Annotated in this window: 23 protein-coding genes; all 23 read right to left on the bottom strand. The window is 65.5% G+C overall.

The annotated features are described in order from the left end of the window. On the bottom strand, window positions 1-1,042 hold a 1,042-nt coding region (locus AB1634_03635), incomplete at its 3' end, for a hypothetical protein (GenBank protein ID MEW6218610.1). Window positions 1,043-1,055: 13 nt separating this feature from the next. Next, window positions 1,056-2,036 carry a sulfotransferase gene (locus AB1634_03630; GenBank protein MEW6218609.1) on the bottom strand — a complete coding sequence of 327 codons (981 nt, stop codon included), beginning with the start codon at window positions 2,034-2,036 and terminating at the stop codon, window positions 1,056-1,058. A 19-nt stretch (window positions 2,037-2,055) separates the two neighbouring features. Continuing rightward, complete coding sequence (locus tag AB1634_03625) at window positions 2,056-3,447, bottom strand: flippase (protein ID MEW6218608.1); 1,392 nt, start codon at window positions 3,445-3,447, stop codon at window positions 2,056-2,058. A gap of 55 nt (window positions 3,448-3,502) precedes the next feature. Continuing rightward, window positions 3,503-4,651 carry an NAD-dependent epimerase/dehydratase family protein gene (locus tag AB1634_03620; GenBank protein MEW6218607.1) on the bottom strand — a complete coding sequence of 383 codons (1,149 nt, stop codon included), beginning with the start codon at window positions 4,649-4,651 and terminating at the stop codon, window positions 3,503-3,505. A gap of 48 nt (window positions 4,652-4,699) precedes the next feature. After that, complete coding sequence (locus tag AB1634_03615) at window positions 4,700-5,755, bottom strand: polysaccharide biosynthesis protein (protein ID MEW6218606.1); 1,056 nt, start codon at window positions 5,753-5,755, stop codon at window positions 4,700-4,702. A gap of 56 nt (window positions 5,756-5,811) precedes the next feature. Beyond that, window positions 5,812-6,774 carry a Wzz/FepE/Etk N-terminal domain-containing protein gene (locus AB1634_03610; protein MEW6218605.1) on the bottom strand — a complete coding sequence of 321 codons (963 nt, stop codon included), beginning with the start codon at window positions 6,772-6,774 and terminating at the stop codon, window positions 5,812-5,814. A gap of 42 nt (window positions 6,775-6,816) precedes the next feature. Further along, window positions 6,817-9,912 (bottom strand): SLBB domain-containing protein, encoded by a 3,096-nt coding sequence (locus AB1634_03605; GenBank protein ID MEW6218604.1) that lies wholly within the window; start codon window positions 9,910-9,912, stop codon window positions 6,817-6,819. A 222-nt stretch (window positions 9,913-10,134) separates the two neighbouring features. Further along, a complete protein-coding gene (locus AB1634_03600; GenBank protein ID MEW6218603.1) occupies window positions 10,135-10,551 on the bottom strand; it encodes a DUF86 domain-containing protein in 417 nt (138 codons plus the stop codon). Further along, on the bottom strand, window positions 10,541-10,969 hold the full coding sequence (locus AB1634_03595; GenBank protein ID MEW6218602.1) for a nucleotidyltransferase domain-containing protein: 429 nt from the start codon (window positions 10,967-10,969) through the stop codon (window positions 10,541-10,543). Before AB1634_03595 ends, AB1634_03600 begins: the two co-directional genes overlap by 11 nt. A gap of 77 nt (window positions 10,970-11,046) precedes the next feature. Next, the gene (locus AB1634_03590) at window positions 11,047-11,274 is read right to left on the bottom strand and encodes a DUF4926 domain-containing protein (protein ID MEW6218601.1); all 228 of its coding nucleotides are present in this window, start codon (window positions 11,272-11,274) and stop codon (window positions 11,047-11,049) included. After that, window positions 11,271-11,618: a DUF6883 domain-containing protein gene (locus AB1634_03585; protein MEW6218600.1), complete on the bottom strand. Its 348-nt coding sequence runs from the start codon at window positions 11,616-11,618 to the stop codon at window positions 11,271-11,273. Before AB1634_03585 ends, AB1634_03590 begins: the two co-directional genes overlap by 4 nt. A 21-nt stretch (window positions 11,619-11,639) precedes the next feature. Further along, window positions 11,640-12,785 carry an RNA-binding domain-containing protein gene (locus tag AB1634_03580; GenBank protein MEW6218599.1) on the bottom strand — a complete coding sequence of 382 codons (1,146 nt, stop codon included), beginning with the start codon at window positions 12,783-12,785 and terminating at the stop codon, window positions 11,640-11,642. Between the two features lie 212 nt (window positions 12,786-12,997). Further along, window positions 12,998-13,435, bottom strand: a complete 438-nt coding sequence (gspG, locus tag AB1634_03575) for a type II secretion system major pseudopilin GspG (protein ID MEW6218598.1) — start codon at window positions 13,433-13,435, stop codon at window positions 12,998-13,000. 410 nt (window positions 13,436-13,845) lie between these two features. Continuing rightward, entirely contained in the window at window positions 13,846-14,262 is a 417-nt protein-coding gene (locus AB1634_03570; protein MEW6218597.1) for a DUF86 domain-containing protein, read from the bottom strand. Further along, window positions 14,252-14,671 (bottom strand): nucleotidyltransferase domain-containing protein, encoded by a 420-nt coding sequence (locus AB1634_03565; GenBank protein ID MEW6218596.1) that lies wholly within the window; start codon window positions 14,669-14,671, stop codon window positions 14,252-14,254. The genes AB1634_03570 and AB1634_03565 overlap by 11 nt, the downstream gene beginning before the upstream one ends. A 205-nt stretch (window positions 14,672-14,876) precedes the next feature. Further along, entirely contained in the window at window positions 14,877-15,812 is a 936-nt protein-coding gene (locus AB1634_03560) for a metalloenzyme (protein MEW6218595.1), read from the bottom strand. Next, window positions 15,809-16,810, bottom strand: coding sequence for a UDP-glucuronic acid decarboxylase family protein (locus AB1634_03555; protein ID MEW6218594.1), 1,002 nt, complete (start codon window positions 16,808-16,810; stop codon window positions 15,809-15,811). Before AB1634_03555 ends, AB1634_03560 begins: the two co-directional genes overlap by 4 nt. Before the next feature lie 95 nt (window positions 16,811-16,905). Continuing rightward, complete coding sequence (locus AB1634_03550; GenBank protein MEW6218593.1) at window positions 16,906-19,047, bottom strand: YjbH domain-containing protein; 2,142 nt, start codon at window positions 19,045-19,047, stop codon at window positions 16,906-16,908. A 196-nt stretch (window positions 19,048-19,243) separates the two neighbouring features. Beyond that, window positions 19,244-19,684 carry a hypothetical protein gene (locus tag AB1634_03545; protein MEW6218592.1) on the bottom strand — a complete coding sequence of 147 codons (441 nt, stop codon included), beginning with the start codon at window positions 19,682-19,684 and terminating at the stop codon, window positions 19,244-19,246. 125 nt (window positions 19,685-19,809) lie between these two features. Then, a complete protein-coding gene (gene mltG, locus AB1634_03540; protein MEW6218591.1) occupies window positions 19,810-20,814 on the bottom strand; it encodes an endolytic transglycosylase MltG in 1,005 nt (334 codons plus the stop codon). A 49-nt stretch (window positions 20,815-20,863) separates the two neighbouring features. Further along, a complete protein-coding gene (gene aspS, locus AB1634_03535) occupies window positions 20,864-22,648 on the bottom strand; it encodes an aspartate--tRNA ligase (protein MEW6218590.1) in 1,785 nt (594 codons plus the stop codon). Between the two features lie 47 nt (window positions 22,649-22,695). Further along, the gene (gene hisS, locus AB1634_03530) at window positions 22,696-24,078 is read right to left on the bottom strand and encodes a histidine--tRNA ligase (GenBank protein ID MEW6218589.1); all 1,383 of its coding nucleotides are present in this window, start codon (window positions 24,076-24,078) and stop codon (window positions 22,696-22,698) included. 20 nt (window positions 24,079-24,098) lie between these two features. Next, window positions 24,099-24,521 (bottom strand): CoA-binding protein, encoded by a 423-nt coding sequence (locus AB1634_03525; protein ID MEW6218588.1) that lies wholly within the window; start codon window positions 24,519-24,521, stop codon window positions 24,099-24,101. Window positions 24,522-24,589: the final 68 nt, after the last annotated feature.

Here is a 24,589-nt window from a genome sequence, read left to right as displayed (position 1 = left end):
AGGGGGTCTTGTCGAAGTCGAGAAAGCTCTCGATGTCGAAGACGAAGTAGGCCCCCATCCCCTTCCCCACCAGAGTCCGGCCGAGATCGGCGAAGGACCATTGCGAGAAGACATCCCGGAAGGCGTAGATCATCTCATAGTAGCGCAAAAACGACAGGTCGTCCTCGCTGCGGGCCTCGCCGGACAGAACTCCGGAAACCTGCGCAGCCAGGATCACTTCGAAACGTTCCCGGAGCACCGCCATGATGGGCGAGTTCCACACCACGACAAAGGCCGCAGTCATCGCCAGGAGAATGCCTCCGGAGAATAAAAGACGCCGGCCCCAGTGGTGCCGGCCAGCACGGACCCGGCTCGGCCAGGCCAGAGAGAGCAGGAGGATCGCCATGTTCAACGCGTAGAGCCGTGAATTCATAAGCAACACAATGGCCGTGATCACCACCAGGGGCACCGCCGAGGCCATGATCTGCCGCAGTCCTGACGCCAGTCGCGTCCGCACCACGTAGTAGGCCGCGAAGAAGATGATCAGGTAGTCCCGATCGAGGTAATCGTACTCACCCGTTGGCACGACAGCCGTGTAGGCCATGTTCAGGAGGACTTTGCCAACAAGGAACCAGAAGCAAACCGTCAGAATGGTCCGGCTGTCCGCCTGAGTGGTCTGCCGGCTCCCGAGCTCGAACATGCCAAAACAGCCCAGTACGAAGCCGAAGAGGCTCACAAAGTTGCTCACCACCCAGTAGATCGGGTTGAGAAAGAGGCTTGCCAGACCATTGAGGGAAAACGAGGCGAGCAGGACGATATTGAGCAGCTCGGCCTCCTGAAGACGGCCAATGAAAGCCATCCTGCCCAGGCTACGCCCGCTGTAGGCCAGGTAAGCCCAAGCGAAGAGCAGGAAGGCTGGCGCCAGAAGAAGGCTGAACTGGTCCCGGAAGAAGATGTAGCTCTTGGGCGAGCAGACGAAGAGCACGAGGGCACCGGCCACCAAGTCCGACGGGCGCAAGGGCCGCAAGCGGACGGTCCCGGCCGTGTCCGTCAACATCGTCATGCCGTCCCCGGACTCACGCCGCTAGCCGGTGGCGCTGGGTCCAGCTGCTGTAGTCCACACCCAATCCGTCGAGCAGGGCGCACAGCGCCCGGAGCTCGAAGGCGAAGGCAGCGGTCAGATGCTCGTAGGCGACCCGGGACATGGCCCGGTCGTTCTTGGACAGCCAGCGGAAGAGGTGGTTACGGATCCTGACCCGCGCCTCGTCACTGAGGAGATGCCGGGCGGCGTTGCGCATCAGGTTATCGTCCCCGAACAGCAGCTCGTAGAACGGCTTCAGAAGTGGATAGCGGCAGACACCGCTGGCGTTGTTCACCGCCAGCTCCTGGCGGAAGCTGTCGTCAACGCCCAGGAACCGGTAGACCTCCCCAAGCACCAGGTCAGGTCGGGCCACAAAATCCTCGAACAGCACCACCTTCACCTGGGAAAACGTCTGTACATAGGCCTGCAGCTGGCGACTGTAACAGCCGACCGTCTTGTAGCCATAGCGCATGGGATAACGGCCCTCGGCCAGGCGGGCATCCTCGGCCTTCAGAGCGGCCAGGAAATCCAGTTCCTCGGTACAGGTCTGGGCCACGAATTGAAAGTGAGACAAAGCACGATCCACGGGGTGACGAAGAATGGCGATGATCTTCAGCTTCTGCCAGTCGGCAACATGTTGCCGGATGGTGGCGATGGCCTTGTCATGGAAGAAGAGATACTCCGGGGAGCACTCTCCGGTCAACCTGGCTGGGCCGGCCTCTGCGAACAGCTCCTGATACCGCTGCCAGTCGGTGACAAAGGGGGTGTTGACCAGATAGCGGCCGTAGCGGGAGGCGATCTCGCCGTCATGGAAAGCGAAGAAGGCCGGCTCCTTGATCCTGGGCAGGAAGAGCTGGGGGTGCTCCTTGAGGCACATGTAGAGAGAGGTGGTTCCAGCGCGCTGGGCGCCCACCACGAGAAAGGCCGGACAGGGTCGGGCCCCGGAACGGAAGGTGCTTGCAGGGTTCAGGGTCATAGGCGGCGGATCTCCCGGTTCATTGGCCGGCTCGGTGCCTCCGGAGCAGCCTTTCCAAGCCCGGAACATACGGAGTGAGCACTCCGAACTCCCGCCAGACCAGCCAGACCGCCAGGAGATTCCACGACGAGACGGTAGCCACGTTGGTCACCGCCGCCCCGTAGATGCCAAACCGGGGGATGAAAACGGAGTTGAGGCCCAGATTGAGAACAGTGGCTGCGCAAGCGATATTCCGGAACAGCCGCTCCCGGCCGGTCATCTGCAGGATGATGCCAACGGAGCCGCAGTTGGCGTTGATGAACTCCCCCAGGGCGAGCAGGGCCAGAATCTGGCTGCCCTGCCGGAACTCCTCCCCGAAAACGCCCAGCACCGGCCCGGGCAGGAGGAGGAGCAGGAGGAGGAGTGGCAACGACGAGATGAAGACCACCCGGGATGTGCGCCATACCAGCCCGACGAAGCCGTCCCTATCCCCCAGAGTATGGAGCTGGGCGTACCGCGGTGCCACCACGACGTTGATGACCAGGAGTACGATGCCCACTACCGAAGACAGGCGCACGGCGATGTTGTAGATCCCCACCTCGGCCCCCGTCCGGAACACCCCCAGCAGGAGAATGTCCACCCACCCCATGACGAAGAACATGATCTTGGAGGTCATGAGGGGCAGCGATACCGCCAGCATGGGACGAATAGCGGCCATGCCTCCACGGTACAGGCCGGCCAGCCCCAACTGGCGGTGGAGCAGCAAACCGCCGATAACCGTCGCCAAGACGATGGCTGCTCCCAGGGCCTGGATCGGTACCTGTGCACCCTCCCAGTCCAGGCCCTCCAGGAGCAAAAAGGCCGCCAGACATGAAAACAGGTACAAGGAGGCGTTCTGGAGAAACCCGTAGGCGCCGATCCGCCGCAGGCCCCGCAGGCTCTCGGTCTGCAAGAAGAAGAGGGCCAAGACCGGCACCAGGCACGCCACTTCCCGCAGACTCGCCTCCAGCTCCGGCTTCCTGAAGAGATCCCGGGCCAACGGGCCGGCGGCCAGGAACAGCAACAGCCCCACGCCCAACGAGCAGGGCAGGGCCACCGCTACCGCGCCCGCCAGAAAACGCCGCACCTGCTCGCCCTGTTCCCTGGCCGAAAATTCCGCCACGAAGCGCAGCAAGGCGATATCCAGCCCCAGACGACCCAATACGGTGGCAATGTTGAGCACGGTGTAGGCGATGGTGAACAATCCCATCGCCTCTGCTCCCAGACGCCTACTAATAAGAAGTGCGAACAGATAGCCGAGGACTATTCCCAGCCCGTGGCAGGCAAAGGTGATGACGCTGCCCCGCACGAACGGCTCTGCGAGGGCAGCTCGAATCCTGGCCAGCCCCCGGTGGACGCCTCGTTGCTGCCCGTCCCGGTCCACAACGGTCATCGGGCGGCAGCAGCCGGTCGCAGGGAATGGCAGGGCACCCCGAGAATTCCCCACCTCAGGCCCATGTGGTCCCCCGGAAGATCTTGTGGTGGTCGATCCGATCCTGATGGCAGACGACAAAGGCCAGCAGCTGTTGGAGCACGGCATCGGTGAGGAAGTGCGGCTGGAGGCCCAGCTCCAGCAGGCCCGTGTGCCGGGGGTTGTAGTAGTGCTCCTCCTTCTCCACCCGGGGGTTGGGCAGATGCTGCACAGTCACCGGCAGCCCCATGGCTTGACCCACCCGCTGCACCCGCTGGGCAAGGTCATTCACCGTGAAGGTTTCGGTGAACTGGTTGAAGATGCGGAGCTCCCCGGCCCCAGGCGGATTCTCCAGGGACAGACGCACACAGTTCAAGGTGTCCCGGATGTTGAGGTAGCCCCGGGTCTGGCCACCCTTGCCGTAGACGGTAAGCGGTACCCCAGCGACGGCCTGGACCACGAAACGGTTGAGGACGGTGCCGAACAGCTCGTCGTAGCTGAAAAAGGGTAGAAGAGCCTCGTCCCCTTCGTTCTCGTCCGTGAACACGCCGTAGACCGGTCCCTGCATGAGATCGGTCACCCGCAGCCCCCAGATCCGGACATAGAACCACAGGAGGTCGGTGTCCATGATCTTGGTGGAGTGGTACAGACTGCCTGCCTGGCGCGGAAACAGAAATCGGTCACTGCGCCCCTGGTGGTGGATCTGAAGCCAACCCTCCTCGATGTCGATGTCCGGCGTGCCATACTCGCCCATGGTTCCCAGCTTGATGAGATGGACCTGGGGGCAGAACTCCCGAATGGCATGGATGACGTTGGCCGTCACTCCCAAGTTGTTGTGAAGAGTCAGGTCCGCAGCCTGGCGGCGGAGCATGGAATAGGGCGCCGACGGCTGCTCGGCATAGTGCACGATCGCCTCCGGCTGGAATTCCCGGAAGACCCGGGCTACGAATTCCCAATCCAAAAGGTCACCGACTGCAGCCCACAGCGTCCGGCCGGAATAACCGGACCAGCGCCGAATCCGGGCTTGGAGGTTCGGCACCTCGTAGAGCGGCTCTACGTCCTCTTCCCGGGCCAGGCGGCGGCGCAGGTAGCTGTCCACCACCCCCACCTCGCAACCCTGCGCCGACAAATGCATGGCGGTCGGCCAGCCAAGATAGCCATCCCCGCCCAGGATCAGGACGCGCATGCCTCCGCTCCTGCCTGGTTGTTGCTCCAAAGCGGTCGGTGTCATACCTCAGGACTCGTTGTCTTGCCCGAGCAGGCCGTTCTGCCGCAAGAACGAGCGAACCGTCTCCCGGTCGATGGCCGTCTCCCGGGAGGAGACGTAGGGGTTGGTGACGGTGGTGGAGAGCACGTCAGGGTAGTCGTAGCCGATGCCTTCGTACAGGCCACGAAACGCCGGCAGCACCACGAAATAGCGACCCAGTTCCACAGCGCGACGGGTCTCCTCGCCGTTCATGAGCTCCTCATAGAGCTTCTCGCCAGGCTTGACGCCGATCTCCGACACCTCGATGGTTCGGGGGTCGCGCCCATGCTGGGGGGCCAGTTCCTCGATCATCACCGCAGCCAAGTCCTCGATGGTGACCACTGGCATCTTGGTGATGAACACCTCACCACCCCGCGCCAGCTCCACGGAATCAATCACCAGGCGCACCGCCTCCTCAATGCTCATGACGAAGCGGGTCATCTCCCGGTGGGTCAAGGTGACTGGCCCTCCCCGGGCGATCTGCTGCCGGAAGATGGGTATCACCGAGCCCCGCGAGCCGAGGACATTGCCGAAGCGGGTGGAGGTGAAGACTGGGCCGCCTTCGCCCCGGCTACTGTTAGCCGCGGTCATAAGTCGCTCGCCCATAAGCTTGGAGGTGCCCATGACATTGGTGGGGTTGACCGCCTTGTCGGAACTCGTGAAGATCACCTTGCGGACCCGGTTCTCGAAGGCGGCGGCGATGATATTTTGAACCCCCAGGATGTTGGTTTGCACCGCCTCGAAAGGGGAACGTTCACAAAGAATCACATGCTTAAGGGCCGCAGCGTGGAAGACGATGTCAATTCCGCGCATGCGGCGATACAACTTATCCCGGTCCCGGATGTCCCCGAGGAAGAAACTGGCGCGCGAATCGGCGAGATACCGCTGATCCAGGAAGAAGAGCTCACTTTCGTTGTTGTCGATGCCGATAACCTCAGCCGGATCGTACAAGGGATTGCCCAGCAGCTGCCGGATCAGCTCCGAGCCTACCGTACCGCAAGCACCGGTGATGAAGATTCGCGATCCCGCGAGTGGATGTGCCAAGGAACCCTCCTCCGCTCTATCCCCAGGGTACAGAGGCTGCTTCAGAATCGAGGCGATCAGGAGGCCAACCAGCGGGTGCCCCAGGGCAGAGCCTGCCGCAGACGAGCCAGTTGCGCCGGGTCAGCGTTGGCCTTCATACTCCGCCCGAATTCCCGCAGAAAAGCTGCGATCACCCCAAAGGCCAAGGCGACCACCACCGCCATGACACAAATAAGCGGCCGATTCGGACGCACCTTCTTGTCCTCGTCTATCTGCAACGGCGGGTCCACCACCTCGAAGCTGTAGTAGTGTTGGGCACGGGCGAAGGTCTCCCGCTCTATCTCCTTGGCGAGCAGGCCGGCCAGCTTGTCCCGCAACAGAGCATCGGCCGTATGCTGCAGCTGCTCCTGAAAGAATCGCTGGTTGTCGATGGCCTCCCGCAGGACCGCCTCTCGAAGGATCTCGCTCAGTCCGCCCAGGTACCACTCCACCATCGCCTTAGCCATGACTGGATCCCGATGCTCGACGGCCAGCACCAGCACCCCCTTCTTGACCTCCGTGGTCACCGAGCGCATGGCCATCAACCGTCTGATGCCATCCTGCTCGGTGGGTATCTTCTGCCCCCGCCATGTCTTGACTTGGGGATCCCACAGCTTTGGAAACAGAACGGGCATCAGGTCGTGCTCGGCGATCACCCGGCGCGCCAGCTCTCGACTTTTCGCCGTGACCTCGAGCCGGGCCAGTTCCTTGCTGCCGCCCCCACCGAACAGGTCGGTAGCCATGCCACCGAGACCGCCTGCCGCGGCCAGGTCCGTCTGCTTCGTGCCTGGAAGCACGGTCAGGGTCGCCTCCGAGCGATAGACATTCGGGAGCAGTCCGAAGGCGACAGCAGCCGCGGCAGCCCCGGCCGCCAGAGCCAAGCCAAGGATGATGCGCCTGGCGGCGAGGATCACCAACAGAAGGTCCAGGAGGTTGATCTCCCCCACACCGCCCGCTGGTGCCGTTGAATCCACAAGTGCTGTGGCAACCGGATCATTCATGGGCAGGACCACCGGGCCAGGATAGCAATGGCGCTGGCTGCATCAATCGAACACCTGAGTGATGACAATGCCAGCCGCCACCGCCATCTCATAGAGGATGGAGGTGACGTCCTTGATGTCCCGCTTCAGGCTGGTGTGGATGAGCTTCGGTGGTACCACCAGGGTGTCGCCGGGATAGAGAGGCCGGTCCTCGAAGCTGGAGAAGACGGTAGTCACGTAGCCGCGTTGTCTCTTGCCATGCACCGAGCCGTCGGCCTGGATGACATAGATTTCGTCCTCTTCGGCGTACTTGGTGGGCCCGCCGGTCTGGCCCAGGGCCACGGTAATGGTGGTGCCCTCCAGGCCGCAAATCAGGGTGGTGGGGTTGTAGACCTCGCCCAGGACGGCCACAGTACGGCGGACCGGCGGTACATGCAGATCGTCGCCGTCTTCCAGGAGCACGTCAAACTCGCTGTCCGCAAACCCCGGTCCGGGGGCCAGCTTCATGACAACACGGCCGGTGGCCTTGATCCTGCGCAGCCGCTCGATGAGGGTGCGCTGGGCGTCCATGGTCTGCTTCTCGGCCTCGATATCCTCTTTGGTCAGGGTCTCGGTGAGTTCCTGGGTGGCGCCCCGGGCCAGCTCACCGGCCAGGCGATCCACCAGCTCACTCATGCGCTCCTGCTGCTGGACCCGGGCCGATTCCCGGGTAAAGCGGGCGCCCCGGAAGTAGGCCAGGGGCGTGAAGCCGCCCGCCCGCTCGATGAGGGAACTCAATCGTTCCCCTTTGCGGATGGTGTAGGAGCCTGGGAAATTCACCTCCCCAGAGATCCGCACCTCGGCGGTCTCGCCCCACTCCGGGATCCGTTTGACGGTGAGCACGTCCCAGGGCTGCAAGGCGATATTGTGCCGCAAGTCGCCCGCCAGGGCCTGGCGGAGGTTGATCTCGACGAGGGATGTCTCCACCTGGCGGCCGTCGACGATCCGGTAGCGGACGATCTCGGCGCGGTCCAGATAGGCAGCCTCTCGGGGGCTGCCGGCCACCAGTACCAGGTCGCGGACGGTCATATTGGCGGCATAGGGATAGGAGCCGGGCTTGTTCAGCATGCCCTTGGCCTGCACGGTATGGTGCTCCTTGTATTCCCAGACACTGTGAACCACCACCCGGTCCAAATCCTGGAGGATGAGGTTGTAGTCCGGATCGCCGGCCAGGGCCTTGTCCAGCTCGAAGGTGAGGATGGTCACCTCCTTGGTGCGCCAGTCGGTACGATAGAGATGGCCGGTGGTCATGGAGGCATCCCGAGTGAAGCCGCCGGCCTTGAAGACCAAGTCCTTGACCCGCATGCCCTGGGTGAGGGGATAGGCCTTGGGCTCCTTGATCTCGCCATCGATGCTGGCGAATTCCTGCCAGCGCTCCTCCCACACCGAATGGATCCGCACCCGATCCAGGTTCTGCACGGCCAAGTTGTGCTGGGGATCATCGGCCAGGGCAGCGGCAACGTCGAAGTACAGGGTGTGTTGTCTCTGGGCCTCGTCGGTGCGGATCAGCTCGGCCTTGGCAAGATAGGCGGTCTCGGTGAGGCTGCCGGCTTTCTGGATGAGATCCTTGACCCGCATCCGCTCCACCGGGTAGCTGCCGGGCTTCCGCACCTCCCCCTCGATAAGGGCCTTGGGCTTGTCTTCGAAGGCCCATTTCGAAAAGACATGGATCTCATCCATGGGCTGGAGGGCGATGTTGTGGCTGCCCGGCACCCCTGCCAGGAGAGCACCCAAGTCGAAAGGGATGAGCTCGGTGCTCATGTCCTGCAAGTGGTAGCGCTTGATGAGGGCATACGAGTAATGGGCGTCTGGCAGCAGGCTCTCCACGTCCGGCAGCACATCCCGCACCCGCAGGCCGGGCCGGAAGGCGTACTCGCCCGGCCGGGCCACGTTGCCGATCAGGGTCACGGCGTTGGCGGCAACCGGCATGAGGGAGAAGACCTTGACCACGTCGCCGTCCGCCACGGGCACCGGCTGCTGCTTCTCCACCGTGTCGTACGGGATGTCGAGGATGATCTCCTGCTGGTTGGCGAAGGCCCGCTCGATCTGCAGCCGCTGGTTGTAGGCCCGGGGCGCCAGGCCGCCAGCCAGGGCCAGCACCCCCTGCAGGGTTCGCTCACCTTGCATCTCGTAGATGCCTGGCCGCTTGACGTTGCCGGTCACCGCCACCAGGGGGCCCACCGCCGGAACAAACACCACGTCGCCTGCCATGAGACGGGTGTCGTCACTGATGTCGCCCCGCTGGAGGAAGCGGTAGAGATCGATGCGGCTGGTAATCTCGCCGTTGCGCTTCAGCTCCAGGCCCCGCAGGGAGCCCAGGGGCGTAGGACCGCCGGCGGCGAGCAAGGCGTGCACCGCCGTGGCCAGGGCGCTCACGGAGTACAGTCCCGGCCGCTTCACTTCGCCCAGAACGAAGACCTGGATGGTGCGCAGCTTGCCCATGGAGACGCTCACCGACACGCCGGTGATGCTCTCCGCCTGCTGGCTGATGAGGGCCTTGACCTCCCGCAAGGTGAGGCCAGCGACACTCAGGGTGCCCAGCTTCGGGAAGTTGATCTCCCCCTCCGGGGTCACCTCCAGCTCGTAGCTGCCTTCCAGGCGGCCCCACATGATCACCTTGATGGCGTCGCCAGGGCCGACCACATAGTCCTCGGACACCGGCACATCCCGCAGGGGCGAGAAGGTCTCGGCCGGCCGGGAGAAGAGATCCTGGCCGAAGATGGTGAGACCCTTGGCAGCCGGACCGAACATCCGCTGGGCAAAGGCCGGCTGCCCGGCTACGATGCCCTCCGGCGCCCGCTGCTGCTCCGGTCCGGCTTCGCCGCCCGTGGCATCGGGAGCCGCCCCGCTCGCGGTCTCGGACTGCCGCGCGCCTTCCAGGAGCCGGCGACCGGTCTCGATCTCGGCGGGGGTGAGGGTGCCGTGGGCCAACCGCTCCCGAGCAGCTGCCGCCTGTTCGGGGCTGATCTGCCCGCTTTCCAGCATCTGCAGGCCCTGCTGCACCTGGGCCGGGGTCACTTGGCCGGAGGCCACCGCGGCCTGTACCGCCGGTGACTGGGCGATGGCGGCAGCGCCCTCCTGGGCCCCTGCGGGGCTGGCGGCCAGTAGCAGCCATGCCACGACGAGGGTGGCTAGTCGGCTCCCCCATGAAGATACGATCGCGTGCTTCAAGCTCAACACTCCGTTGGTGTTCTTGTTCCAGGTCCAACCGTTCCGACATCAGCTCCCGCTGGAGGGAGGAGGCCTACAAACTCGATGCCGGGATGTTTTGCCCCCTCCCTTAGCGGGAGAGAGTCTGCCCCCCGGGTCCGGCGCCGAGGGGGGGCCTACAGGGGCTCAGGCTCAGCCCAGGTCAACGATCAGGTCCACGAACTGCGCCAGATCGCCAAGGTGCCGCTGGATGATATCACGAATCATCCGGTAGTCCACCTTCCAGTACATGTGCACCAGGAGGTTGCGGAGCCGCGCCATTCTTTGCAGCCGCTCAGCCAGGTCCCCGGGCAGAAGACCGTGGACAGCCAAAGCGCGAAAGCAGGCGGCATAGTCCTCGGGCACGATACGCAGCCGGCGGGCCGCAACATGGTAACAGAGGGCCAGCGCCGCCTCAATGGCGATCTGCAGCCGGTAGCAGGCGATGTCCTGAAGATCCGCATCGGCCAGGAAGCGCTCCAGCGGCTCGACACCGATCCGTTGCAGGCGGGCAACGGAGTCGGTGATCTCCTGGCATCGGGTCCGGACCAGCTCCGGGTCAAGGGGCACGGCCGAAGGCCTCCCGGGTGGCCTGCACTAAAATCGGCTTGATGTCCAGGTAGCGCCTGGCCACCTCCTCCGCAAAACGGCAGCGCTCCTCCGGGTCCCGGTCCACGAGGATTTCGCCGCGGATCACCGAGAACAGAAAGGACACTGGCGCCTCGTTGACGATGCGCACGTCCACCGGATAAGCGGCCAGCTCGCCGAGGGCTCCGGCCAGCTGGGCGGCCTGGAGCAACGGGTTGTCCGGCCGGCCAGCCGTGATGACCGCGACGTCGATATCGTGAAAGGCCAGATCGCCCAGGAACGAGCCGTGCAACCAGGCGAAGCGGATCTCCGGCCGCGCCTCCAGGGCCGCGGCAAGGGCGGCACGGATCCTGGTCTTCTCCTCCCGGGTCGCACGGTAGGCCTTCCCTGGAATACCCATGACGCATAGCCTCATCCAAGGCTTCGTGCCTGTCGCGGCCGAGTTTTTCGCAACGCCGATATCCGATGGGCGAACAGCTATGCCGCGAGTTGACGTGCGTGGAGAATTTCGTGAGCTTGCATAGGTCGTATTTCTTGTGCTCGGAGAGTCAGAACCGCAACCGTTTGGCCTTCGCCCGTCACGAACTCCACCTCGAACGCCTCTCCGTCGCTATGGGACAGCACGACCGCCCCGATGTCGCCAGTGCTCAGCCCGTGCTCCTCGATATCGTGCGCCAAAACCACCGTATCCAGTTCTTGAATCATCTTCGTTCTCCTCCGGGATAATAAGCGGTTACAAATCGCGGCGGACCGCCTTCACGATCGGCGAACCAGACGGTTCTCACCACGATGGTTGTGCTTCTCGGGGTAACTATAGAGCCTTCGATGACATACTTCATCCCGTATGGTGTGCTCTCCTGTTCGACGACCCGCCCCACGGCGGCGATACGGCGGAGATCCTCGGCGAAAATCTGTGTGTTTTCGTCAGAATACCCGTGAGAACGGAAAAACTTGGCCTTCGCTTTCCCGACCGGATGGCGTAACGAGAGTATGTATTCGGCTATCTTCGCCGGCGGGATCGACGCAATTTCGAAGCCAGGAATAGACATACGTTTTGGATTCAGGAGTCATCACATCGGCAACACCACCTGGAACTCCTCGCCCACCTCGGCCATGGCGACCTGGCGCCCCCGTCTTTCGGCCTCCTGGCAGACCATGGGCAGGCCAGGTCCAAGCTTGTCGATGTACCGCAGGTTCTCCATGAACTTGACGATCACCGGGTTGACCGCATAGGAAACCCCCCGGCGAAGCTTTTCGACGGTGACGGTGTTGGGCAGCCGACCCGGGCTGATGACCTCCAGCCGGTCGTCGAACAGCAGCACCCGGGTCCGGGAGCCGGCAATGGCATAATTGCGGTGCACGCAGGCGTTGACCAGAAGCTCCCGAAAGACCTTGTCCGGATAGGTTGGCTCCAGCTCCCGCCGCTGTGCCCCTTCGATGACCGAGGGCTGTCGGAGGTTGTTCCGGATCACTGCCAGCGCCGTATCCACCTGGTAATCCAGGTTCCCTTCGATGACCTGGCGGTCCACCAGCTCGGCATCCGGCCGGCGACCGGCATAGTGGGCGAAGCTGATGCTGCTGTTCCGCAGGTGGCGCTGCGGTTGGATGCCAAAGACCAGAAGGCCGGCCACCGTCGCCTCGCCAGTCTCGGTGAGGATGTCGGTGTTGCGCAACAGGCTCGCAGGGTCTTCTTCCTGGGCAAGATCGATGTCGTAACGCTGAAAATAGACCGCGATCTTGGCCAGGTTCAGATCCCGGATACCGGTCTTCTCGACCCCGGTCAGATCGTAATGGAAGACGCCTGCCTGCTGAAACAGGCGCATCAGCTCCCCCTGAGATGCCGCCCGGCTCGTGGATCCCACCCGCACCAGGAAGAGGTTACGGCTGGTCTGGTAGGGCCTTTCCTTGCCCTTGGGGACATCGATGACCGCCAGACGCTTCCCCTGCCAGACCACCTCCTGGTACGTCGGCGACAGGGGTGGCACCACGTTCTGGCGCGCGATGTTGGCGATCCACTCCTCCCATGAGCGTGAGTCATCCAGCCCCTCGACCCTGCCAGCATCATCGATGCCGAGCAGGATGGTTCCCCCCTGGGAGTTGGCAAAGGCGACCAGTTCGCGGGCCAGCGAGTCCGGATGCGCTCCGGCGGACTTGAATTCGACGCCGCTGTTTTCAGCCTGAGCGATCAGTCGCTCGACCCGGTCAAGCAGTTCCATTCCAGCGCCGGTACCCCTCCCCCTGCCACCGCACCCGGCTCTCCGAGCATCCTTGCGGACCGCTCAGATCACCTGCGGGTGAGCCCATCCTTGTCCAGGCGGGCACAAACGATGGCGAAGACCGCCTCAGCTGCAGCCAGAGCCCGTTCGGCCTGCTGCCGGCCGATCATCTCGAAGGGTGCCCCGCCGGGAAAGGCGTCGGGATACCCTACTCACTGCCAGCTGCCGACATCGGCATCCTCGCCATCGCCTCCAGGCCGATCGTCGTTGCCGTAGGAAAAGATATCCACCTCGCCATGCTCGCCGGGGTTCTGGTAGTGGTAGCCGCGGTCCCAGGGATCCCGGGGCAGATCCTTGGCCAGATACGGCCCAGTCCAGCGGTCACTGCCCGGGTTTCTCACCAGGGCCTCCAGGCCCTCGCCCTGGGACGGATAGCTGCCCACGTCCAGCCGGTAAGCGTCCAGGGCCGTCATCAGCATCTCGATCTGGGTCTTGGCCGTCTTCTGCTTGGCCATGCCCAGCTTGCCGAAGAGACGGGGCCCCACCAGAGAGGCCAGCATCCCCAGGATGACGATAACCACCAGAAGCTCGATGAGGGAAAAGCCCTTCTGACGGGCACAGCGAAGACGACGAGGGGTGGCACGATGCATGGCGTTTCTCCCCGACCATGATGGACAATACAAGGCGCGGCCGGCTGGGCCATGGCGGAAAGGACTTGCCGCAGGGAGGCCATCCGCTCCGCCGGCCTCAGGATGGCAGATCCCAGCGCAGATAAAGCGCCCCAAGGCGGTCCAGAAAACGTTTGCCCGTCTGGCACACAACGACGAGGTCGACGTCACTGAACTCGTCCCAGTCCTCCCGGGCCAGGGGAGCCACAAAGGATGATCAGCTCCGGAGCGAAGGGCTGAAAGATCCTCAGCACATGGCCTTGAAGAGCCGGCAGATCCAGAGCCGCCCGCTTTGCCGGCACGCCGGGGCTCCGCAGGGCCGTGCGGAGTGCTCTGTGCCCCAGGTCGTTTGGGCTACCTCGGCTGACAGACATGCCGCTCCCCCGAGAAGTTCACAGCCAACGCCCGCCAATGACGGCCAGAAAACTCTCGAGGGTGGCGACCACGTCCTGGGCAATGCGATGGACTTGGCCCAGGTCGATGCGAGCGTATTCGTGCACCAGCAGGTTGCGGAACCCCACGGCCCGTACCATCTGCTCCACGAGGGCCGGATCGAGGATCCCCTCCCGCTCCAACAGATAGAAGAGCTCACTCGTGCTGCCGGCCACCCCAAGATCCAGGTCGCTCACCAGGTGGGCTGCCAGGTCGATGCACCCCTGCACCGCCATTTGCAAGTTGAAAAGGACGCTTTCCTGACGGTCCAGGTCAGCCACAAAAACGTCCAGGGGCACGTCCCGCTTGCTGCGGACCCGGTCGAGATGCCGGGCGATGGCTCCGGCCTTGGCGCAGACGAGATCCCTATCCACCATGGCTGGCAAACCTGTCCATGAGCCGCGCCTGCATCCGCCTCAGATGGGGCAGAAAATCCAGGTACTGCACCAGGCTGGTCATCCGGAAGCGGGCCAGCTGGCCGGGATCGACGGCCAGAACCAGCCGGCCTCGGCGAAACACCTGCATGCGGGCCACGTCCGAGGCGTCGTTGAGCACGAGGATGTCCACATCCCGCCGCAGCAACCGGCAAAGGTCAGGCAGCCACTGGTCCAGAAGGGCCTTGCGATCCAGGTTCCTTGCGGACTGGAGCAGGACGGCGATGTCCACGTCACTGCCAGGACGCTCCCGGCCCGCGGCCACCGAACCGAACACGTAGACCGCCAACACCTCCGGCCGGAAGGAAAAGTACTCCGCGAGCTGCCGGCCGAGCTGAACCAGATCCGCCATGGCCGAAACCGTTCCCCCCACCGGTCTTCGCTCCGCTGCAGTAAGGCGTTGCCCGGCCCCGCCGCCCCTGGCTCCACGCGCCCCCTCCCCCAGCGGGGGACGGCCGGGGTGCGGGCATGCCAGTCTCTGTTCCTCCGCGAGCTCCCGGTGAACAGGGCTGCCTGCCGCCGGCCGCCCCGGCCCGCCTCCGTTCCAGCGTGGCCTCTCAGGAGTGACGGCCAAACAGCCCGCCCAGAAAGCCGGGCTTCCTGGCAGGCGGACCGCCGGGGGCCGCCAGCTGCGCCTTGAGGCCAGCGGTCACCTTGCCTTCCAGAAACGGCACTTCGAAGCACTTCTCGTGCATCACCGGTCCATGGCCAAAATAGCCGTCCTCGCCGAAGAGCTCGCCATGGTCCGAGGTGATGATGATATGGGTGCCTTCCGGTGCCTTCCCGAACAGGCGCCGGTACTGGCCGTCCAGGTATTCCACACAGCGCACCTGCTGCTGCCGGAGCCGCTCCATCTCCTGGGGATCGAAAAACCGTTTCTCCTCCGGCTGTCCCGCCCCCTTGCCCTTGTCCCGCAGCAGGTCGTCCATGTGCTTGAAGACACCGTGCACGCCGGAGATGTGGGGCAGATCCTCACCCTGGAGCATGTACGGGTAATGGGTCTCGCCCAGGTTGAGGAACGAGAACACCGGCGCCGGGCCCCCGAAGTCCAGGCCGTCGATCATGCCGGCAAAGTCGTTGTGGCTGTCCATGAGCCGGTAGTCATCGAAATGCACGGCCATGGAGGTCATGGGATTGAGGACCGGCATGGAGACCCGGGCCACGGTGCGATAGCCCAGGTCCTTCAACACCTTGGGCAGGGAAAGCTCCGGCACAAAGGTCCGGAAGGACAGGCCCTCCTGGCCGATCCGCTCCACCCACTTGCTGAACTCCTCCTTGTAGACCTCGGAGGCAAACACCCCTCTGGGGGAGGTGTGGGGCATCATGCCCATGAGATAGGCGTAATGGGCCGGTGAGGTCCAGGAGGCGTAGGAATAGCGCTTCTCCACCCCGGTGCCGTTGGCGGCGGCGAAGGCGTCCACACTGGGGGTGGCCGCGGCCACAAAGGTGTCGTGGCGGCAGCTGTCCATGATCACGAAGACGATATGGTTCATGGGACCGTCGCTGTTCCTTCGGCCAGCAGGCAGCGGAAGTAGTCGATTGTCCGCACGAGACCGCGGTCGAGATCGACCTGCGGCTGCCAATCCAGCTCTGCCCGGGCCTGGCTGATGTCCGGCCGCCGCTGTAGGGGATCGTCGCTGGGCAGGGGCCGGAAGACGATCCGCCCCCGGCTGCCGGTCATGGCCAGCACCTTTTCGGCCAATTCCAGAATGGTGAACTCGGCCGGATTGCCCAGGTTGACCGGGCCGGTCACGGCATGGTCCGTGGCCATGAGCCGGATGAGGCCCTCCACCAGATCGTCCACATAGCAGAAGGAGCGGGTCTGACGGCCGTCACCATAAACGGTGAGGTCCTGGCCCTGGAGGGCCTGGACGATGAAGTTGCTCACCACCCGGCCATCATGGGGATGCATCCGCGGCCCATAGGTGTTGAAGATGCGGGCCACCTTGATGGTCAGGTCATGCTGGCGCCGGTAATCGAAGAAAAGGGTCTCGGCACAGCGCTTGCCCTCGTCGTAGCAGGAGCGGACGCCGATGGGGTTGACGTTGCCCCAGTAGTCCTCCCGCTGGGGGTGGACAGCCGGGTCACCGTACACCTCGGAGGTGGAAGCTTGCAGGATCCGGGCCCGCACCCGCTTGGCCAGGCCCAGCATGTTCAAGGCGCCCATCACCGAGGTCTTGGTGGTGTGCACCGGGTTGTACTGGTAATGGATGGGCGAGGCTGGGCAGGCCAGGTTGTAGATCTCATCCGCCTCGACAAAGAGCGGCTGGCAGATGTCGTGGCGGATGATCTCGAAATAGGGGCTGGCGAGCAGATGCTCCACATTGGCCTTGGTGCCGGTAAAGAAATTGTCCAGACACAGCACCTCGCAGCCCCGGGCCAGCAGGCGCTCACAGAGATGGCTGCCGAGAAAACCGGCCCCACCGGTGATCAGCACCCGCTTGCGGGCCAGGGAGGAATAGGGCGGTGAGGAGGCAGGATAGCTGGTCATGGGGCTCCCGGAAGAACGGAGTGAACAAGAGGTCAAGAAAACCGCTTTTCCCCCGGGCTGTCAACCCCCTTTTCCCGCCGCTGGTCCCGGAGCGCTCAGTCCCGCAGCTCGTCGAGGTGACGGCTCAGGGTGTCGGGGTTGCCTCGGTTGGCCATGGGGTAAAGAGCGTTGATCTGGCCCACCGTCTGGCCTGGATCCCTGGTCCAGGGCCGCAACGAGTAGCTGAGCTTGCGCGGCACATCCCGGTCGGTAAAGAGGCTGAAGGGGATGGTGAGGTAGATGCCCTTGTCGTGGTAGCCCCGGTTGTACGAAGCGACAAAGCCGCTGGTATCGGTGATCGAGTACCAGACGCCCACGGTGAAGTGGCGGAAGGTGCGGCTGACATCCAGACGGCCACCCCAGTCACCGGCCAGGAACCGGCCCACCTTCAGCCCCAGGTCAACCCCGTAGGCCGGCAGCAGCGCCCCGTAGAGATTGCAAAAAAGGGTGCGATAGTCCTGGGCGCCTTGCAGGTGGAATTCACGATCCAACCCCCGTTTCCAGACCCACTCCGACTCCAGGCCCGCCCCCCAGCGCCCTGACGGCGCCAGCCGGAAGATCTCGGCCCCGAAGCCACCGTAGGCTGACTCGAAGAAGCCGAGCGCCCCCCGGGCCAGCCAGTGGCCAGGCAGGTCCACGACCTGGTCGAAGGCCAGGGTCTCCACCCGCAGATCGGTCTGCGCCATGTAGGAGACGAAATCGGTACGGGACGGATTGGGCTCCTCCACCCGGTTGCTGGTACTGACGTTGTTGTAAAGGGGGGTATGCACAGCCAGCCGGCCCAAAACGCCCGTCCAGGGAAAAAGAGAGGCGTGCCAAACGAGCCCGATGTTGTTCTTCAAAAATCCGGAAGGATCATTGAGCAGGGTGCGCCAGCTGGGACGCACGCCGTAGCGCAGCAGGCTGGAGCCTCCTTCCGGCGTCAGCGGCGAGGCACTGGGCTCCTGCCAGAAAAACATCCGCCGCGCCTCCCCGCCGTCGGTGGTCAACCCACTAAACGTCAGCAGTGTTGCCGCGTCGAGCCGGTTGTCGAGAAAGGCCGCAAAGTCCTGGCGGCCCATGGTCATGGTCACCAAAATGATATTCTTGGTCTTGAGGCTCACCGAGAGCCACTCGATCCGCTCCGGCAGCATGGACAGGGTGGCGCGGGCCGCCCGCCCCATGGCCTTGACGTCCGAAAGATAGGTGGGGTTCTCGATCTCCAGCCAGACCGCCCGGTCGCTCACCGCCACCTGGACGTTGGAGAAGTGCTCCGCCACCACCTCCTCCCGGATGAACAGCGCCAGCTCATCGTTGCCCGCCGACGCCGCCCGGCGGCGGAGCTCCTCGTCGGCCACCCAGTACGGCTGTTTCTTCCAGGGCAACATCCCTTCCGGCTCGAAGGGCCAGATGCCGGCCAGGGACCAGCCCAGACGCTCACCCCGCAGGGCGGTCAAGGACATGAGCAGGTGCGGCGTCAGGCGGTAGCGCAGCCCGAAGTTCAGCGGACTGCTGCCGGGGTCGCTCACCTGGGCCAGGCCGAACATGGTCTCATACTCCAGGCTGGAATACTCACCCACCGCCGACAGCTCCTCGGTGAGGTGAAGCTCGGCGCCGCCGAAGAGGCGGGTGTGGGTTTCTCCGCTGGTGAGGAAGTCCACCGCCGCATCTTCCGAGGCCGGACCTGCCGAGCCGGCCCCCTTGGTCTGATCGCCGGCCAGGATGCCCTGGCCAGCGCCCAGGGTCAGGTCCAGGGCACCAAGGCGGCGCGAGAGGACCAGATAGCGCGAGGTGAACAGGCCGGTGCCGTGGATGTCGGTAGCGCCGATGGCCACGGCAGGATGGCCGCCGGATTCCTCCAGAAGGCGCACCTTGACATCGATGGCCTTGTCCTTGTAGTCGCCATACCCGGCTCCGAAACGGGTGCCGAGCCCGGACACCTCGGTGAGCCGACCGCTCACCTCCAACCACGGCATAAGCGCGGCGCTCAGGGCATAGGTGGCGTACGGATCCGCCCAGGTGTAGCCGGCCCGTACCGTCCAGTCCGGCAGCAGGCGGGCGGAGGGCATGTCCAGAAGACCGCTGCCGCCGCCATGGCTCGGGAAGGGGTAGATGGCGGGAGGAGATGCAGCCTGGAGGTCCGCAGGGGAGGCCGACAGCAGAACGGCGACCAGGAGGGATGTGAGCCCTGGGGAAAGACGTCCCCACTGAAAAGGCATACACCGCAACGTAACGCCAAGCGATGGCCTCAGTCGACTGCGAATGCTGGCTAGCCGAGTCCCAGACCCGCCGAGCATGCATCCTCCGCCAAGACAAAAAACGACACTGACCCCACCCGGGAGCGGAGCCAGTGTCGTTGTTCAACAGGGATGGCCGCTGCGCAGAGGTGCGCAGCAACATCCGGAATGAAACCGTCTAGTGGTGGTGGGTGGTGGCCGTGTGGCTGGGGGTCGTCTCGTCGTCGCTGGCCAGGGCCGCAGCAGTGATACCCACCGCCACCGCCGCACCAACCGCCAGCGCCGTGCCCAGGGTGGCACCGCCCAGCCCGACGCCCGCGCCAACCCCGGCCCCCACTCCTGCGCCGGCCCCTGCCCCGGCGCCGGCAGCCCCGGCCCCGGCGCCTGCACCTCCGCCAGCACCGGCACCAGCCCCTGCACCAGTACCGGCGCCGGCACCGGTTCCGCCACCCGCGCCAGCACCAGCCCCGGTGCCACCGCCGGTGCCCGCTCCTGTGCCTGTACCCGTGCCACCCCCCGCGCCGGCACCGCCGGCGGCACCGGCCTCAGCGTAGGTCATGGGCGCACCAGCCAGCAGCATCGCCAGAACCAGAAATGGAACAAGCAGCTTCTTCGCCACGGTTGCCTCCTCCCAGTGTTGATGAATCAACCGCCCCTACGGGCGTAAGCTAGAAGCTCTTATAACGTGCGCCTTTTACCCGTGTCAAGCTCTTTTGCCCCGGACCGACCCGAGATCAGACCTGCTCACGGCCGGCGGCTGTCGCCCTGGTAGCGGCGAACCGCCTGGCTATGGGCAGCGAAATCGGTGGAAAACTGGTGGCTGCCGTCGTTTTTCGCCACAAAGTAGAGGTAGGGCACCGCGGCGGGTGCCAGCACCGCCTCCAGGGCGGCCCGGCCAGGATTGGCGATGGGGCCTGGCGGCAGGCCGCGATGGACATAGGTGTTGTAGGGGGAGTCGGAGGCGAGATGCTGGCGGGTGAGGTTGCCATCAAAGCGCTCCAGGCCATAGATCACCGTCGGGTCGGCCTGCAGCGGCATGTCGAGGCGCAGGCGGTTCAGAAACACCGCCGCCACCAGGGGCCGCTCCTGGGCACGGCCGGTCTCCTTTTCGACGATGGAGGCCAGGGTGACCACCCCGTGGCGGTCCAGGGCAGCCCCCGGATACCGGTGAGCCAAGTCCTGGTAAACCGAGGCAAAACGGTTGACCATGAGCCGGACGATCGTCTCCTCGTCCATTCCCGGCACCAGGGCATAGCTGTCCGGGAAGAGGTAGCCCTCAAGGTGCGTCGCGGCGATCCCCAGCTCCTGGGCCAGGGTGTCGCTGCCGGTCAGCTCCAGGAAACGCTCCCGGTCCGCCAGGCCGGCGCCGGCCAGAAGATCGGCCACCGCTGCCGCGGTCAGGCCTTCGGGAATGGTGACCGGCTGGCGGGCGGTGCCCCCCCGGACCAGGGCCGCCAGGACCTCCACGGGTGCCAGGCCGGCGCTCAGGCGGTAGACACCGGCCTGGAGCCGGCCGGCTTGGCCGCGGAGGCGGGCCAGGACGGCGAAACGGACGTCCGGTCGGATCACCCCGGCCTCGGCCAGGAGGCGGCTGATGCCGCGCAGCCCGGTCCCCGCCGGGATGACGACGCGCCGGACCTCCTGGGCCGACCCCGGGCCGGGGAGGACGGCGTAACCGCCCAGCCAGAGGGCAAGCCACAAAGGCGTACCGAGCAGCAGGCTCCCCAGGAGCAGCCACCGGTCCCTCATAGGCCCTCCACGGCCGGAACCGACCCCCAGGCCGGCAGCACCGCCAGGCTCATTCCCAGTCCGGCCGCAGGGACAGCTCGGTGAGCTGCCGGCGGGCCACGGCGGCCGGTGCCTCGGTCAGGGGACAGGTGGCCTTCTGGGTCTTGGGGAAGGCGATGACGTCCCGGATGCTCTCCTTGCCGGCCAGGAGCATCATCAGCCGGTCGAGGCCCAGGGCAATGCCGCCGTGGGGGGGGGCGCCCAGCTCGAGAGCGTTCAGAAGAAAGCCGAACTTGCCGGCCGCCTCCTCGGCCCCGATGCCCAGGGCGGTGAAGACCTGCTCCTGGAGATCCTTCCGGTGGATGCGGATGCTGCCGCCGCCCACCTCGTAGCCGTTCAGCACGAGATCGTAGGCCCGGCTGCGCACCGCGCCAGGGTCGCTGGCCAGAAGGGACAGGTCCTCGTCCCGAGGCGCGGTGAAGGGGTGGTGCACCGCCACCCAGCGCTTCTCGTCGCCGTCGTATTCCAGCATGGGGAAATCGGTCACCCACAGGAAGGAGAAGGCCCCCCGATCCACCAGATCGAGACGGCGGGCCAGCTCCAGGCGCAGCTCGGCCAGGGCCTGGTGCACCACCTTGGGCTGGTCAGCGACGAAGAGCACCAGGTCGCCCGGGGCCATGCCAAGGGCCGCCGCCATCCCGGTCCGCTCCTCTTCGGTGAAGAACTTGGCAATGGGCGACTGCCAATCACCGCCCTCCTTGACCTTGACCCAGGCCAGGCCCTTGGCACCGAACGGCGCGACGAAGGCGGTGAGGTCGTCGAGGTCCTTGCGGGAGAGGTGGGCCGCGCCCTTGGCGTTGATGGCCTTCACCAGGCCGCCGGCGGCCACCGCGTTGCGGAAGACCGTCAACTGGCAGTCGGTCACGATGGCGGTGAGGTCCACAAGCTCCAGGCCGAAGCGCAGGTCGGGCTTGTCCACCCCGAAGCGAGCCATGGCCTCCCCGTACGTCAGGCTGGGGAAAGGGGCAGCCAGCTCCCTGCCCAGCACCTCCCGGAAAAGCGCCTGCAGCATGCCCTCGATGAGGCCTTGGATCTCGGCCTCATCCACAAAGGACAGCTCCATGTCCACCTGGGTGAACTCCGGCTGGCGGTCCGCCCGCAGATCCTCGTCCCGGAAGCACTTGACGATCTGGTAGTAGCGCTCCAGACCGGCACACATGAGCAGCTGCTTGAAAAGCTGCGGCGACTGGGGCAGGGCGTAGAAGCGGCCCGGGTTGACCCGGCTGGGCACCAGGTAGTCCCGAGCCCCTTCCGGGGTGCTGCGGGTGAGGACCGGGGTTTCGATCTCCAGGAAGTCGTGGCCATCCAGGAAGCGGCGGATGGTCTGGGCGGTGCGGTGGCGGAGGATCAACGGCGCGGCGCTCTGCGGCCGCCGCAGGTCCAGGTAGCGGTACCGCAGCCGCAGGCTCTCCGAGATCTCGACCTCCTCGTCCAGGGGAAAGGGCGGAGTCAGAGAGCTGTTCAGGGTACGGAGATCATCCACCATCACCTCCACGGCGCCGGTGGCCAGATTCGGGTTCTCCATGCCGGCCGGCCGCGGGCAAACCGTGCCCCGGACAGCGATCACCCACTCGCTGCGCAGGCGGTGGGCCTGAGCGTGGGCCGCGGGGCTGCGCTCCGGGTTGAGCACCACCTGGGTCAGCCCCCAGCGGTCCCGGAGATCGATGAAGATGACACCGCCATGGTCCCGGCGGCGCAGCACCCAGCCCATGAGCACCACCTGGGCGCCGGCGTGCCCGGCCCGGAGGTCGTTGCAGGAATGGCTCCGCCTGAGCCCAGCCAGGGAATCGAACATGGGGAGATCTCCCGGATCGCGAGGTTGGAAAAGGGACCGGCAGGGGGTCAGATCGGCCCCGGAGTCGTGGAGGATGGCTGGCACAGGGGCATAAGGGCTTCTGCCCAGGCCCTGGGCGCCGGCGCCACCGGCAGCGGCTGCTGCCGGCCGGAGGCCATCTCCTTCATGAGGGCCTGACCTTGCCGCAGCTCGTTGTCGCCCAGGACCAGGACCCAGCGGGCCCCCAGCCGGTCTGCCAGCTTGAGCTGGGCCTTGAGGCTGCGGCCCTCGAAATCCTGGCCCACCCGCAGCCCCAGACCGCGGGCCGCGTGGGCCAGGGCCATCAGCCGCCCGGTGGCCTCCTGTCCCAGGCCCACCAGGAAGAGATCCAGGGCCGGCGGGCTTACCGCTGCCGCCGCGGCCTGCTCGACCAGAAGAGCCAGCCGTTCCAGGCCGATGGCAAAGCCGATGGCCGGCAGATCCGGGCCGCCCAGGGCCGCGATCAGACCGTCGTAGCGGCCGCCGGCGCCCACCGCCGCCTGGGCGCCGAGCTGATCGGTGACCAGCTCAAAGGCGGTGCGCACATAATAGTCGAGGCCCCGGACCATGGCCGGATTGACGGCATAGGGAATGCCCAGGGCCTGGAGGGACCCCTGCACCCGGACGAAATGCTCCTGGCAGGCACCGCACAGATGGTCCTTCATCTTGGGCAGGCCCTGGTAGCGCTCCTGGCAGTGGCTGCTCTTGCAGTCCATGACCCGCAGCGGGTTGGTGCTGCGGCGGCGCTGGCAGTCAGGACACAGCTCGGCGGCCAGGTCGTTCAGGAAGGTGAGCAGGAGCTCCCGGTAGGCGGGCCGGCAGCCCGGGCAGCCCAGGGAGTTGATCTCAAGGCTCGCCGCCACGCCGTTGGCGGCCAGGACCGACCAGGCCATGGCCATGACCTCGGCATCCACATAGGGGCTGGCCGAGCCGATCACCTCCACCGACAGCTGATGGAACTGGCGCAGGCGCCCTTTTTGCGGCCGCTCGTGCCGGAACATCGGCCCCAGGGTGTAGAGGCGCTGCACCGCCTGCACGGTGTGGAGACCGTGCTCGACAAAGGCCCGCAGCACCGAGGCAGTCCCCTCCGGCCGCAGGGTCACCGACTCGCCGTTGCGGTCGGTGAAGCTGTACATCTCCTTTTCCACGATGTCCGTGGCCTGGCCGATGCTACGGGCAAAAAGCTCGGTCTTCTCCAGAAGCGGCACCCGGATCTCGGCGCAGCCGTGCCGCGCCAGCACCTCCCGCGCCCGGGCCTCCATGGCCTGCCAGGTGCCCGACTCGACGGGCAGGATATCCTTGAAGCCCTTGAGGGCCTGCATCTCCACGCGACTGGCCTCCCGCTCGTTGCGGCCTTGCCACCAGCCCTGCCGGGCGCTCCCCGGACCGCCGGACGGCAAACGGTCATTCATACCAGCCGCCCGGCCGGAAGTCAAGCCGGGCCCAGGCCTGGCAGGATGCCGGCCGCCAGGCGCTGGTGCTCGACCTTGAGACAGCGGTCCATGACCACCATGAGTCCGGCAGCCCGTGCCTCGGCCGCCGCCGCGGCGTGGACAATGCCCTGCTGCATCCAGACCGCCCGGGCACCGATCCGGATCGCCTCCCGGACAAGGGCCGGCACCTCCTCCGGCCGCCGGAAGATGTCGACGATGTCCACCGGTCCGGGCACCGCGGCCAGGCTCGGATAGCAGGGTCGGTCCAGGACAAAGGCCAGGCCGGGATTGACCGGGATGACCTCGAAGCCGGCAGCCAGAAGGTAGCGCGCCACCTGGTGGCTGGGCCGCTCCGGCTTGGGGGACAGGCCCACCACCGCGATACGGCGGGCGAAGGCGAGAAGCTCCGGTATGGTGACCATGAAGACCTCGGACGGGGAAGAGAAGAACGAATATCGAATGTCCAACAAGGAATGTCCAATATCGAAGG

Source organism: Thermodesulfobacteriota bacterium (assembly GCA_040755095.1).
Lineage (GTDB): Bacteria > Desulfobacterota > Desulfobulbia > Desulfobulbales > JBFMBH01 > JBFMBH01.
The sequence above is the reverse complement of the archived record's forward strand: the minus strand, read 5'-3'. Positions and strand labels throughout refer to the sequence as shown.

Bases quoted from the DNA above. Each gene is read 5' to 3' on its own strand.
- AB1634_03630 (MEW6218609.1), bottom strand. From the start codon at position 2,036: ATGACCCTGAACCCTGCAAGCACCTTCCGTTCCGGGGCCCGACCCTGT.
- AB1634_03625 (MEW6218608.1), bottom strand. From the start codon at position 3,447: ATGACCGTTGTGGACCGGGACGGGCAGCAACGAGGCGTCCACCGGGGG.
- AB1634_03620 (MEW6218607.1), bottom strand. From the start codon at position 4,651: ATGCGCGTCCTGATCCTGGGCGGGGATGGCTATCTTGGCTGGCCGACC.
- AB1634_03610 (MEW6218605.1), bottom strand. From the start codon at position 6,774: ATGAATGATCCGGTTGCCACAGCACTTGTGGATTCAACGGCACCAGCG.
- AB1634_03595 (MEW6218602.1), bottom strand. From the start codon at position 10,969: ATGGGTATTCCAGGGAAGGCCTACCGTGCGACCCGGGAGGAGAAGACC.
- AB1634_03590 (MEW6218601.1), bottom strand. From the start codon at position 11,274: ATGATTCAAGAACTGGATACGGTGGTTTTGGCGCACGATATCGAGGAG.
- AB1634_03585 (MEW6218600.1), bottom strand. From the start codon at position 11,618: ATGTCTATTCCTGGCTTCGAAATTGCGTCGATCCCGCCGGCGAAGATA.
- AB1634_03580 (MEW6218599.1), bottom strand. From the start codon at position 12,785: ATGGAACTGCTTGACCGGGTCGAGCGACTGATCGCTCAGGCTGAAAAC.
- gspG (MEW6218598.1), bottom strand. From the start codon at position 13,435: ATGCATCGTGCCACCCCTCGTCGTCTTCGCTGTGCCCGTCAGAAGGGC.
- AB1634_03570 (MEW6218597.1), bottom strand. From the start codon at position 14,262: ATGGTGGATAGGGATCTCGTCTGCGCCAAGGCCGGAGCCATCGCCCGG.
- AB1634_03565 (MEW6218596.1), bottom strand. From the start codon at position 14,671: ATGGCGGATCTGGTTCAGCTCGGCCGGCAGCTCGCGGAGTACTTTTCC.
- AB1634_03560 (MEW6218595.1), bottom strand. From the start codon at position 15,812: ATGAACCATATCGTCTTCGTGATCATGGACAGCTGCCGCCACGACACC.
- AB1634_03555 (MEW6218594.1), bottom strand. From the start codon at position 16,810: ATGACCAGCTATCCTGCCTCCTCACCGCCCTATTCCTCCCTGGCCCGC.
- AB1634_03550 (MEW6218593.1), bottom strand. From the start codon at position 19,047: ATGCCTTTTCAGTGGGGACGTCTTTCCCCAGGGCTCACATCCCTCCTG.
- mltG (MEW6218591.1), bottom strand. From the start codon at position 20,814: ATGAGGGACCGGTGGCTGCTCCTGGGGAGCCTGCTGCTCGGTACGCCT.
- aspS (MEW6218590.1), bottom strand. From the start codon at position 22,648: ATGTTCGATTCCCTGGCTGGGCTCAGGCGGAGCCATTCCTGCAACGAC.
- hisS (MEW6218589.1), bottom strand. From the start codon at position 24,078: ATGAATGACCGTTTGCCGTCCGGCGGTCCGGGGAGCGCCCGGCAGGGC.
- AB1634_03525 (MEW6218588.1), bottom strand. From the start codon at position 24,521: ATGGTCACCATACCGGAGCTTCTCGCCTTCGCCCGCCGTATCGCGGTG.